This window comes from Ornithinibacillus halotolerans (assembly GCF_014637405.1).
In the GTDB taxonomy this organism is placed as follows: Bacteria; Bacillota; Bacilli; order Bacillales; family Amphibacillaceae; genus Ornithinibacillus; species Ornithinibacillus halotolerans.
This window is the reverse complement of the sequence record NZ_BMEY01000018.1, coordinates 53925-66812: the sequence shown is the minus strand read 5'-3', so window position 1 is coordinate 66812 and position 12888 is coordinate 53925. Positions and strand designations below refer to the sequence as shown.

At 35.2% G+C, this 12888-nt stretch carries 12 protein-coding genes and 1 tRNA gene; 2 read left to right on the top strand and 11 right to left on the bottom strand.

The features are described 5' to 3' along the window. Window positions 1–268: 268 nt before the first annotated feature. From trmL to IEV35_RS15465, 5 genes are all read right to left on the bottom strand, one after another. Complete coding sequence (gene trmL, locus IEV35_RS15485) at window positions 269–742, bottom strand: tRNA (uridine(34)/cytosine(34)/5-carboxymethylaminomethyluridine(34)-2'-O)-methyltransferase TrmL (protein WP_188385576.1); 474 nt, start codon at window positions 740–742, stop codon at window positions 269–271. Window positions 743–796: 54 nt separating this feature from the next. Beyond that, window positions 797–1642, bottom strand: a complete 846-nt coding sequence (locus tag IEV35_RS15480) for an amidase domain-containing protein (RefSeq protein ID WP_188385575.1) — start codon at window positions 1640–1642, stop codon at window positions 797–799. Window positions 1643–1684: 42 nt separating this feature from the next. Further along, entirely contained in the window at window positions 1685–2197 is a 513-nt protein-coding gene (locus IEV35_RS20400; protein WP_188385574.1) for a methylated-DNA--[protein]-cysteine S-methyltransferase, read from the bottom strand. Window positions 2198–2205: 8 nt separating this feature from the next. Continuing rightward, window positions 2206–3360, bottom strand: coding sequence for a tRNA epoxyqueuosine(34) reductase QueG (gene queG, locus IEV35_RS15470; RefSeq protein WP_188385573.1), 1155 nt, complete (start codon window positions 3358–3360; stop codon window positions 2206–2208). 147 nt (window positions 3361–3507) lie between these two features. Next, window positions 3508–3581, bottom strand: a tRNA-Gly gene (locus IEV35_RS15465). A gap of 532 nt (window positions 3582–4113) precedes the next feature. Between IEV35_RS15465 and dat the strand changes: the two genes are divergently transcribed. Then, window positions 4114–4986, top strand: coding sequence for a D-amino-acid transaminase (dat, locus tag IEV35_RS15460; RefSeq protein WP_188385572.1), 873 nt, complete (start codon window positions 4114–4116; stop codon window positions 4984–4986). A gap of 161 nt (window positions 4987–5147) precedes the next feature. Then, window positions 5148–7145 (top strand): S9 family peptidase, encoded by a 1998-nt coding sequence (locus IEV35_RS15455; protein ID WP_188385571.1) that lies wholly within the window; start codon window positions 5148–5150, stop codon window positions 7143–7145. Between the two features lie 32 nt (window positions 7146–7177). Here IEV35_RS15455 and IEV35_RS15450 read toward each other — a convergent pair whose 3' ends face one another. From IEV35_RS15450 to IEV35_RS15425, 6 genes are all read right to left on the bottom strand, one after another. Next, window positions 7178–8065, bottom strand: a complete 888-nt coding sequence (locus IEV35_RS15450) for an alpha/beta hydrolase (RefSeq protein WP_188385570.1) — start codon at window positions 8063–8065, stop codon at window positions 7178–7180. A gap of 15 nt (window positions 8066–8080) precedes the next feature. Continuing rightward, window positions 8081–8305: a FeoB-associated Cys-rich membrane protein gene (locus IEV35_RS15445; RefSeq protein ID WP_188385569.1), complete on the bottom strand. Its 225-nt coding sequence runs from the start codon at window positions 8303–8305 to the stop codon at window positions 8081–8083. Between the two features lie 141 nt (window positions 8306–8446). After that, window positions 8447–9403: an alpha/beta hydrolase gene (locus IEV35_RS15440; RefSeq protein WP_188385568.1), complete on the bottom strand. Its 957-nt coding sequence runs from the start codon at window positions 9401–9403 to the stop codon at window positions 8447–8449. A 143-nt stretch (window positions 9404–9546) separates the two neighbouring features. Further along, window positions 9547–10644, bottom strand: a complete 1098-nt coding sequence (locus IEV35_RS15435) for an ABC transporter permease (protein WP_188385567.1) — start codon at window positions 10642–10644, stop codon at window positions 9547–9549. Continuing rightward, a complete protein-coding gene (locus IEV35_RS15430) occupies window positions 10641–11897 on the bottom strand; it encodes an ABC transporter permease (protein WP_188385566.1) in 1257 nt (418 codons plus the stop codon). Before IEV35_RS15430 ends, IEV35_RS15435 begins: the two co-directional genes overlap by 4 nt. Before the next feature lie 12 nt (window positions 11898–11909). Then, window positions 11910–12842, bottom strand: coding sequence for an ABC transporter ATP-binding protein (locus tag IEV35_RS15425; RefSeq protein WP_188385565.1), 933 nt, complete (start codon window positions 12840–12842; stop codon window positions 11910–11912). Window positions 12843–12888 lie beyond the last annotated feature (46 nt).

Below are 12888 nucleotides of genomic sequence, written 5' to 3'. Positions count from 1 at the left end.
ACATTCTGGATTTTTTTCGTTATAATGAGGACAGATATTATTTGCTTTTTGTACATATGGAGTTAAAACAAAGGAGGATTATAATGAAACTAGCACTTATCCTAGGAGTTACTGTTACTTTCCTAGTATCCATATTCGCTTCCGGTTATGAAGCAAAACCAGGAGTACCGAAGAAAAATCAATAACATATGTAAAACTAGCTCGTAATGGGCTAGTTTTTTATTTCTGCAAAATAGAACGCCATCCAGTAAGTGAATGGCGTTTATTTTTACGTTAATTTTGGAAATCCTTGTTGTCTCAAGGCTTCATAAATTATGATTGCTGCGGTGTTTGATAAGTTCAAGGAGCGAACTTTATCATTCATATGAATACGAAGACATTGGTCTTCTTTTCCAACTAATAATTCCTTTGGTATTCCACTCGATTCTTTTCCGAATACAAAAAATATATCCTCATCAGAATTACTATAATCATAATCGGTATAATGTTTCGTACCAAAGTTCTCGATATAATAAAATGTTCCATTTGGATATTTATCATATAAATCAAAAATGCTTGCATGTTCTTCTACATCTACATTTTCCCAATAATCCAGTCCTGCACGTTTTACTGCTTTATCATCTGTAGAAAAACCTAATGGATGAACAAGATGTAGCGTAGTATCTGTAGCTAAGCATGTTCTTCCAATATTTCCAGTATTTGACGGAATTTCTGGTTCATATAATACGACATGTAAACTCAATTTTCATTTCTCCTTGCTTTTCCCTTTCGTTTGAACAACTTTATTATTATATCATCAATCTCCAATACGGAAAAATTTATATTGAATATTTGGTGTATAAGCAGTGGAATCCTCGTAAGACCAGTAACGATGTCGACTGTTTTGCGTATGTGCATTAACTAGTGGCATGCCGTTTCCATCTTTTGCAACGACTATAGTCGTATGATCCCACTTTCCATCCCCTTCAAAATCATAACAAATCACATCTCCTGGTTGAAGTTCCATTGGTGATTCGACTTCACTACCTTTTAATCCAGTTGTCGATCCGGATAAATACCATCTTAGCGAGTGGGCAACTGACCAACTGTAACTCCAATTATCCCCAGTATACCACCAGCCTTGATTACGATTTGGCGCTCCTCGCATCGGTGCTCCACCTGCTCGTAGACATTGTGAAATAAAATTTGTACAGTCTACATCAAATGTACGATATGCTGGATTATAACTATTCCACCATCTTTCCGCATATTGAACCGCTGCTCGTCGATCATAGACAAATCTGTTATCACGGCTATCTTCCACTTTTTCCGTTACTAACTTTCCAGGCTCTTCTTCATTAGTATCCAAAATAGTCTCTGTATGGTGATAGATTTTTCCTGCCATTAGAATAAATTCAAAAGGAATTGTTCGTTCTTCAATAAAAAAATGTTCTCCTTGCTTAGCAAGAATAGATAAATGTAAATGGTAATAGATTTTTTCTTTTCTGTCATATTTAATACGTTGATAAATATGACCTTTACCAGTTACTTTTACTATCTTACTACTTCTCTTTTCATAGAATTCCCTGATTTTTTTCCACCACTCAGATTGTAAATTATTAACATCAATCTGTTCTTCCCAGTAGCTTTTGAGTATTTGCATAAAAATCCCCTCCATTAAAATGTATATGGAAGGGAAGTTTGTCTAAGCTAAAAATTCTTCATGTTTTAATAAATATTCTTTTCTGTCTAGACCACCGTTATAACCTGTTAAAGACCCATTCATCCCAATTACTCGATGACAAGGTATTACAATGGATAGTGGATTTTTATTTATTGCTCCCCCAACAGCACGAACAGCCGCTGGTTTTCCAATTGCCAAGGCAATATCTTTGTAAGTTTTCGTACGTCCATATGGAAGTTCATTTACTAGCGACTGCCACACCTGTTTCTGGAAATCTGTTCCAAAAGGTTTGAAATCCAGATTAAATGTAGACCTTTGTTTATTAAAATACTCGTTTAGCTGCTCTTTGACATGAGATACTTTTTCAGGAGATTGAATGAATTGTACATCTCCAAGATACTTTTTTAACCACTTTTCTATTTTCTCTATGTTGTCTGCGAACGTTCCATAATCAATACGAACTACTTGACTGTCTTTTACAAGGACTAAAAGTGGGCCAATTTTCGTTTTGATATCTTCATAATAAATTATCACGATTACATTCACCTACTTTTCGAAGCATACACTTCTTGAAAGGCTAAACCCTTCTCCATCTCAAAAAGTACATCTTCATCTTTTTCCTTATCCATTGCAATACGAATTGCCTCATAAGCTTCTTCTGTTCCTATTTTCCCAAGTGACCAAGCTGCCGTTCCACGAATTACAGGACGGGGGTCATTTTTCATCACATGAATTAAATCACTTACAGCAGTCTGATCGCGATAATGACCAAGGCCAATAATTGCATTTCGTTGTAATGGTTTCTTACCGCGCCATGCTCCAGCAATATGGCCAAATGTTTCTTTAAATTCACGATTAGAAATCGTAAGCATCGGTTTTAATTTTGGTTTAGCAACGTCATCTTCAGGTTCAAATTCATCGTGTAGATGAAAATCTTTTTTCAAATTATACGGACATACTAGCTGACATGTGTCACAGCCATATACTCGATTACCTAATTTAACACGAAATTCATCGGCAAGAAAGTCTTTCGTTTGGGTGAGAAAGCCAATACAGCGTTGTGCATTTAATTGTCCACCTTGAACAATTGCACCAGTAGGGCAAGCATCAATACATTTACGACAATCTCCACACCCATCTTCTACTTGGTTATCTGGAACAAACGGAATGTTCGTCATCATTTCCCCAAGATAAACAAATGAGCCATATTCTTCTGTTATTAAAATAGTATTTTTGCCAACAAAACCTATTCCAGCTCGCTCAGCCACCGCTTTATCGGATAGTTCACCAGTATCTACCATAATCTTTGTAACCGCATCCTCCACTTTCTCATGAATGAATGCTTCAAGCTTTCTTAAGCGTTCACGAAGGACATCATGGTAATCCATCCCCCAAGAAGCACGACAAAAGAATCCTCTTCGTTCTTCCTTTGTACTTTTTGGAGCATCTTTTCTCATTCTCGAAGGGTAGGCAACTGCAATTGAAATGATCGATTGCGCCTCAGGTAATAAACGCCTTGGCTCGGTTCGTTCTTCAACAGTCCCTTTTTCGAAGCCGGATTGAAATCCTAATTCTTCGTGACGAATAAGGCGTTCTTTTAGTTCTGTAAAAATATCCGCAGTGGTGAAGCCAATTTTATCTATCCCTATCTCTTTGCTGTATTCAATGATTTCTTGTTTTAATTGATGAATATCCATTGCAGTTCCTCCCTTCTTGCTCATTATTATATTAAACATACTATTTGAAGATCATTTTGTTAAGCAATTACTGTGAAATGCCCTATAGAAATGGAAAAACGCAACACTTCGTAAGTAATTACGAAATACTGCGTTAGGACATATGTATGGAGCGGGTGATGGGAATCGAACCCACGACATCAGCTTGGAAGGCTGGAGTTTTACCATTAAACTACACCCGCGTTGATAATTTAGTTTGAAATGTTAATTTAGTTGACCGCACCAAGTTTGGTCCGTTATGCTCCTGCGTCTACTAGCATATTCGAGGATGTTTATTCCTCGGAGCAACTCGTAGCTTATTCGGTGGGAGTATTGCTCGTTACTACATCCGCTGTTCTTCGGCTTTATGTTTTATAGTTCATAATGCCTACTACCTTGCTTCAATATATAAGCTTTTGAAGAAGACAAAAATTATTATAGCAAGGTATTTGGAATTATGCAAGGGAAAATTGATATTTTTTCGTGGTTTACATAATCTTTAGCTAGTTTGGGTAAATCTTTAGCCAGTTTTGTTATAACTTTAGCCACTTTCCACTAATCTTTAGCCAGTTTCTATAAAACTTTAGCTTCTTAGAAAAAAGCACACCTATCCCCCATCCAAACTCCCTCAACTCTAACCCATTTCATACTACTGGAATATAATAAATAAACAATCATATTTACTTTACGAGACCAAAGTAATAAAATAATCGTAATACGAGGAGGGGAATAGCGTTGTCAGTATTACCAGTAATTCTTTCACAAACTCAATTTTTACATCGTGACAGTTTATTATTTCCACTTGAGGAGCGTGCTCTTCAATTTGGGGATGGAATATATGAAGTAATACGTATCTACAATGGAAAGTATTATTTATTTGATGAACATGTGGATCGACTTTATCGTTCTGCTGAAGCTATTAAACTACAAATCTCACAAACTAAAGATGAATTAAAAGAGTTATTACTAGAGCTGTTAAAAAGAAATGGTATGACAGAAGATGGGAAAGTATATATGCAAATTTCTCGGGGTTCTGCTCCACGAGATCATGTCTTTCCAAAAAATGTTGAACCGAATTTATATGCCTATGTGCAAAAAGTACCACGTAATTTACAAACACTTCGTGGTGGAGTTAGTGTCATTACGCAACCTGATATTCGTTGGGAATATTGTTTTATTAAAAGCTTAAATCTATTACCGAACGTAATGGCGAAGCAAGAGGCTAAAGAACAAGGTTGTTATGAGGCTATTTTACATCGAAATGGACGAGTAACTGAGTGTTCATCAGCAAATGTTTATTTAGTGAAGAATGGTAATATTTACACACATCCTGCTACAAAAAACATCTTACATGGATGTGTTCGAATGGCTATAGAACGTTTCGCACAACAATTAAATATTCCGTTTGTAGAGGAAGCATTTTTAGTTGAAGATATTTTTGATGCGGATGAGTTATTCTTATCAAGTAGCACTTCTGAAGTGACTCCAATTACAATGGTAGATGGAAAAACGATTGGCGACGGTAGACCAGGTACGATAACTCGAAGGCTACAAACAGCTTATGAACAAGATGCAAACATTGTTGAAAACTTAATTATTAATGCTTAAATAAAAGCTGTCTCGGATTAGGAATCCCTTTTACGAGACAGCTTTTTTATATCATTAAAAGATTTCTTAAAATCTAGTATATTCTAATTGCTTCGAAACTCGAAATAGATTAGAATAGGTACAAGTTTTTTATTTCCACTTAATAATTGGAGGGTTAATTCATGACTAAACGTGCAATAACGACGGAAGACTTTATGAAGCTAGAAGTATTTAGTGATCCACAATTTTCTCCTGATGGAGCTTCTTATGCGTATGTATCGACTAGAGTTAACGATAAGAAAGAATATGAATCTAATTTATTTGTTCAATCATTAAATAGTGAAAAAGCGAAGCAATGGACTTTTGGTCCGCATAACACAAGTTATCCTCGTTTTTCACCTACTGGAAAATACGTTGTTTTTCAGTCTAATCGTAGTGGGACTTCTCAGCTTTGGCTTCTACCATTAGATGGTGGAGAAGCTAGACAAATTACAACATTTAAAAATGGTGCAGGAAATCCGGAATGGTCAAAAGATGGGAAATACATAATTTTTTCTGCTCAACTTGAAGAAGGCGATGATGTAACTAATCAAAAGGAATTAACTAAAGAAGAAAAACAAAAACAAAAAGAAGAAAATAGCAAAAAGCCACTTCATGTGAAGAACCTTCGTTATAAATCAGATGCTCAAGGATTTTTAGACGATAAAAAATCACATATTGTTCTATATGATGTAGAGAAAGAAACATTTACTCAGCTTACATCCGGTGACTTTCACTATGGATATCAAGATATTTCTCCAGACGGAAAAACAATTCTATTTGCAGGAAATCTTAATGAAGATAATGAATATGAGCTAAAAAGTGATATTTATGCTCTCAATCTTGACACGAAAGAGATTACAAAAATTACAGATGGTGAAGGATCATATTATACAGCAACATATTCTCCAAGCGGTAAAAAGATTGCATATCTTGGCCATAAACACGAATATCTCAATGCAACATTAACAAAAATCTACTTATATGATGTAGAAACAAAAGAACACACTTGTCTAAGTGAAGGATGGGATATCCAAGTTGGTGATATGATTGCAGGGGATACTCGTCTTGGAACATCAGAATCTGGGCCTGTTTGGTCAAAAGAGGAAGACCGCTTATTCTTTATCGGTTCCAATCTTGGAGCAACAAACCTATATGAAGTAAATCTTTCAGGTGAAATAAAAGAAAGATACAATGTGGATAGTCATGTATTTGGATTTACTTATGACCCGAACAATAATTCATTTGTTGTTGGTGTAAGTACACCTACAGTACCATGTAACTTCTTTTTACTAAATGAAGCTAACAACGTAAAACAACTAACAGATGCAAACCGTGATTTCATAGATGAAGTAGAAATCGGAACACCTGAAGCAATCTCCTTTAAAGCAGAAGATGGCTGGGATGTGCATGGTTGGTTACTTCGTCCATATGGATTTGAAGAAGGTAAGAAATATCCATTTGTATTAGAAATTCATGGAGGGCCTCATGTCATGTACGGACAAACTTTCTTCCATGAAATGCAATTACTCGCAGCTAAAGGATATGTTGTCCTTTATACAAACCCACGTGGTGGTCATGGCTATGGACAAGAGTTTGTTAATGCATGTCGTGGGGATTATGGTGGTGGTGACTACCGTGATTTAATGGCTGCTGTTGACTATGCAGTAGAAACATATGACTTTATTGACAAAGAGCGCCTTGGAGTAACTGGTGGTAGTTATGGTGGCTTCATGACGAACTGGATTGTTGGACAGACAAATCGCTTTAAAGCAGCTGTTACTCAACGTTCAATTAGTAACTGGTTAAGTTTTTATGGGGTTAGTGATATTGGCTATTTCTTTAATAAATGGCAGCATGGCTATGATTTATTAGATGATCCAAAAGCATTATGGGATATTTCTCCGTTGAAGTATGCAGATAAAGTAGAAACACCGTTATTGATCTTGCACAGTGAACAAGATTATCGCTGTCCAATTGAGCAAGGGGAACAATTATTTGTTACCTTAAAACATCTGAAGAAAGAAGTGGAATTTGTCCGCTTCCCTGGTGCAAACCATGAATTAAGCCGTAGCGGGAAACCAGAATTACGTGTCGACCGCCTAAATCATATTTGTGATTGGTTTGACAAATACTTGTAAACTATTATTCATAAAAAAACTTCCTTGGTATATTATACCGAGGAAGCTTTCTTTTTTTGTGAATGACTAGATTTCTTCTCCACAGCCAAAAACTGATTTATCTTGTCTAAACAATTATTATTTCCCCAATGAACATAATGTTGGCCCTTTATCTGAAACATTTCTATATTCTTGGTTTGTCTTAATTTTGCTACAGCTTTTTTTGTCCGATTTGCCTCTTTCTGGTCGAATCCTTCAAAAGATGCATAGATTAATAGACATGGAGCTGTAATATTATTTAATAATTTTGGTAGATTCATTCGAAAATACCCAAACATAAAGCGTAGTCCCTCTCTAGTGAATGGAGCATCTTCTCTAAAAGCTTTATCGATATACTCAGACCTATCTATTTGGAACCTAGTACAAAAATCAACCACTCTTTTTTCAATGTCCTCTGATGTTACTTCTTTTGGTGTTCCTATAAATAACTTTTCAATTCTTTTTATAAACACATCTCCAAAGGTTCTCTCTAATAAACTAAAGATTGGAACAACATATCCAAATACACCAAAATCCCTCGTTGGGAATCTAGGAATATTTTTATGACCTTGGTCTAATAGAATAATCTTATTTACTTGGTGAGGATATGTAGAAGCAAAGCACATCGCGACTCCCGCTCCCATCGAATGCCCCACTAATGTCACTTTTTTCATCTTATGTAATTCTATGTAGTCTTTCAACCATGCAGATATTTTATGAATAGTAACTCGTCCGTCAATTCCCTTGCTCTTCCCCATTCCAGGCAAATCGAGTAAATGACACTCATAATGATCAGCTAAGTTTTCCGCAATATTTAGCCCTTCCATTCCAGAAAAACCAGCTGCAGGGTGAAAAATAAGTGGCTCACCTTTACCAATTATTATAGAATGATAGTTCTTCACTTAGTACCACCCCATTTACTTACTACTAGTCTCTTTCCTTTTAAATAAATACCTTATACTATAAAATACAAGAATAAGTACGATCAACCCTACAACAATTCGATTAGCTACGTTAGGTTCACCAAAAACTAAAGTTAAAAAGTCAAAAAATGTTGGTAAACCAAACCATTCCAATATGGAAGGCAAGATAAACATTCCGATGACTAAACCTAATGTGAAAAGCAGTTGATTTTTTCTCATCTTTTATCAATCCTTTTTTGCAATTAAATGTTGTACTAAGTTTATCATATTTTATAAATATTCTATAAACTAATCCTAAAAATAATTAAATCAAAAAGGGATACAAATCCATACATAATTTGTATCCCTTTTAATATCGATTTACTCAACCATATATTTCTCTAAAAATTCGTTTATCACTTCTATATACTTTTCTTCATACATAACAAATGATTCCCCGTGATTGGCACCTTCAAATGTGACAATCTCCGCTTCACTATTTGTATTATCATATAACTCATGGGTCATCTCAGTTGGGACAAACGTATCCCCATTCCCAGTAATATATAGAATTGGAATTTCAGCCTTCTTTACTTGTTCTAATGCCGAAGCCTCTTTAAAGGAATATCCAGCTTTTGCTTTCGTCACTAGACTAGTAGAATGAATAAATGGAAATGGTGGTAAATTGAACATTCTCTTTATCTGATAGGAGAACAAGTCATGTACACTCGTATAAGGACTATCGGCAATAACTACTTTTACATTATCAGGTAATTTTTCCCCTGCCGTCATTAATACGGTACCTGCCCCCATAGATAGACCGTGTAAAATAATCTCTGTATCAGGACCTAACTTTTCGATTAACAGGTTAATCCAGTCCACATAATCTAAACGATCGGGCCATCCAAATCCATAATACTCTCCTTCACTTCTCCCATGTCCACGAGAATCTGCTGTAAAAAAGTGATACCCAAGTTCTTCATAATAATATTGGCCATATAGCCCCATATCGCTACCACGACCTAGATACCCATGTGCACCAATAACAATTGTATTTGTTGGCTCTTTCGCTTCAAGGAAGTACCCTTGTAACGTTAAACCATCTCTTGACGTCATTTCAATTTTTTCAAAATCTTGACTAGAAACCCAATCACGCCAACCACCTTCAAGTAACACATCCAACGTATCAGCAGAAACTTCTAAATCTTTATTTCCACTAAGGAAATCTTTCTGACCTCGACTAATAGCAAGATCATAAAAATAGAAACTTGCGATAATATCTATAATTAATAAAACGATAAATAAACTAGCCACAATCTTTATTATCTTTTTCTTCACTGTACTCCCCCTAGCATACTCAATCGTTATTTCTATAAGACTATTATACTAGAAAGATTCACCATTCATGGAAAGAATTCTTTGGTATATATTAGAAAAGTCACCACCTTTTCTTAGAAGACGGTGACTTACAATAGATTTTTTTAAATATGCCTTCTCTCCATGAAATGAATACCTAATCCCATCATAACTACTCCCATTAATACGAGGATGCTTATTGGAAGAAGCAACTCTTGTAATGAATAACTGTAAACTGTAATTCCTTTCAAAATCTCTAATCCATAAGTAAGTGGATTAATTTTTGCTAATAGCAGTAGAATTTTAGATTCTACAATTTCGATTGGCCAATATGCTCCCCCAATCATGGCCATGCTAATAGCGAGAATTGGAAGAACAGCATTAAATTGTTGAACCTTTTTAACTAATGCTGTAACAAGAATGGCAAGTGCAACAATTGCAAACACATAAGGTATAAGGAGTAATATTGTTTCCACAAACCTACCATAAAAATTAACCCCTATGACAAAACGGAAGAAAAAGAAAATAACTAACACTTGAAAATATCCTGTAAGGAAGCTGAAAAGCAAATTCGCAATATACATTTCCGATTTTTTTACAGGAGAAAGAATTAATCGATCCCATATTCCCCCTCTTTTTTCGATAAGAATTGGAAGCACATTATATGCAATCGTATAGATAACAAAAAATAAGGAAAAACCAAATATGCGATGAAGGGAATTATCATAAATAAATGCCCCTTCTCCTCGAAAAGTTGCAGATTCTATTTCAAACACTGGCTGTTCCAAAGCATGATTCAATTCCTCAATAACAGTCTCATCCTGTCCTACAATAGTAAGAATCTTTTCTTGTTCTTGTTTTTCATAATAAATACGTGAAATGATTTGTTCTACAAGACCTGTATTATGGGAATCAATTCCTACAATAATCTGATAGGTATTATTATCTAAAACAACCCCGAGCTCTGCTTTTCCAGTTTCAATCTTTTCCCTAAGTTGTTCTTCAGACATCCAACTAAAATTAATCCCTTCCTCCTTTTCCAGTTGCTCCCCAATATAGGAATCCTTTATTTGTTTATCAACAGTAGATATAGGAATATAGACCTCTTGTGCATTAGTTCCACCAAATATAAAAGCCATTAACAATGACATTCCAGTAAAAATTAAAAACGTCCAGGGATTCCGTATAAAGTTTTTAAACTTTGCGATTAATATTCCAATCATGCTGACACCCCTCTTTTCGGAAAACATAACGCAGCGATAACCACCATTACAACTCCAAACAATCCTAAAAATAGTAAATTATCACTAACTGCCGCTAAGCCATCACCACGTAATAAAGATAAATACGCTGTTAATCCTGCCCCATTTGGTGTCATATTGCTAATAGTTTGTATAAGTGGTACAAAATCCCCAATTGGATAAAAACTTCCTCCGATTACAGCTAGTATTGTAACAACGATATTCATAAAGAAGCTCGTAATGGTTTCTGAGTTAAGTCGATAATTAATCGCTGATAACAACACTGCCAGACCACCTACCGCAAAGGAAAAGGCAATGGTAACAATTAGAAAATCAATAATGTTTGGCCAATTAATGCCATAAAACACCTTTGAGAATAAAAAAATGATGCAAGACTGGAGGAATGCATAAAGTGTTCCAGAAATAAGAATGCCTGAGAAATAAGTCCACCGAGAAACACCAGCTAAGATGATCCGATTAAACACTTTTAACTCTTTCTCATAAAATGCATAGTAACTAACAGCACCTGCTAGAAATAAAACATTCATCACAATCATTCCAATGGTGTAGTAGGCTGAAGCAGATATTGGATTCTTTTCATTAAGGGAAATGGTTTCTGTCTTAATCTCTTCGATTTCTACAGTGGATAAGTCAATTCCATTCTTTCCTAGGTAACTTCCCTTTGTCAGCTGTTCTTGTATATCAGATAAGAAGTTATTAACAATAGTTGAACCAAATTGTTCTTCCTCATTATAGGTTACTGACAAGGTAGGAGCATCATTATTACCGAACACCATTGTGTGAAGTACGTTATAAGTAAAATTGTTTGGTACTTCTATTATCGCGGTGTAGGAATCATCGTTCATCACAACATCCCGTTCGGATGGGTCTACATAATCTACCTGTAAAAATTCATTAACTTCCTCGTTATCGAATACTGATGTGATTATTTGAATAGGTTCCATACTCGGAAGTGATGATTCTATCGCTTGTAATGCTTCGTCTGGAACTTCATCCTGTATATCCTGTAAAAATGCAACCATCTGCTCATTGCTATCTTCATGTTCAATAAAAGCAACTTTCAACGTAATTAGCGAACTTTCACTGTTGAAATTACTTCCTAATGCCGCCCCTAAAATCATAATTAAAATAATTGGTAAAGCAAGAAATAGAAATAATTGTTGAGGGTTTCTCCAGAAATAAAGTCCTAATTTCTTTACAATATGCCAAATCACTCTCCCTCACCCCTAATCCCGTAATGCTCTACCAGTAAGATGAAGAAATACATCTTCAAGGGTAGGAGTTTTATTATCAACTGACGTAAGTTCCATGCCATTTGTTTCAGCAAGTTTAATTACTTCAGAAAAAACATTTGCATCTTTCGGTACTAAAATAGTTACCTCTTTTTCACCAACCGTTACGCGATTTATAAGTGGGTTTTCCTCTAATGCTTGAATAAAATCATGTTTCAATATTTCTGCTTTAATGGAAACTGTTTTTTCAGATGAGATGATTTGTTTTATTTCTTCTTTTGTTCCTGCTGCAATTAGATTACCTTTGTCCATGATATAGATCCGGTCACATAGAAATTCTACTTCTTCCATATAATGACTTGTATAAAGTACGGTCATTTGTCTTTCAGCATTCAACCGCTTCACAGTATCTAAAATATAGTTTCGCGATTGTGGATCAATCCCAACTGTTGGCTCATCCATTATTAGCATTTCTGGATCATGGAGCATGGCAACCCCGATATTTAATCTTCGTTTCATTCCACCAGAGAACTTTTTCACAATATCCTTTCTCCTGTCAGTTAGGCCAATTTGTTCTAATACTTCATCTACTTTCTTCGATAGTTTTTTTCCTCGTAGTTGATAAATTCTACCGAAAAATTGTAAATTTTCCTCTGCAGTTAAGTCTTCATATAATGCAATTTCCTGAGGAACCATCCCAACAATTTTCCGAAATGATGATGGATTTTTTAAAATGCTTTTATTTTCAAATTGAACATCTCCACTAGTTGGTTCAACGAGTGATGATAACATTGAAATCGCAGTGGACTTCCCTGCCCCATTGGGCCCTAAAAGTCCTACTATCTCTCCTTTTTCAATAAACATATTTAAATTCTTAACAGCGAAATTTTGTTTAAACTTCTTCGTTAAATCGATTAATTCAATCATCCGATCCCCTCCTACCATAAGAATACGGTTATTTGTAGGAAGAATA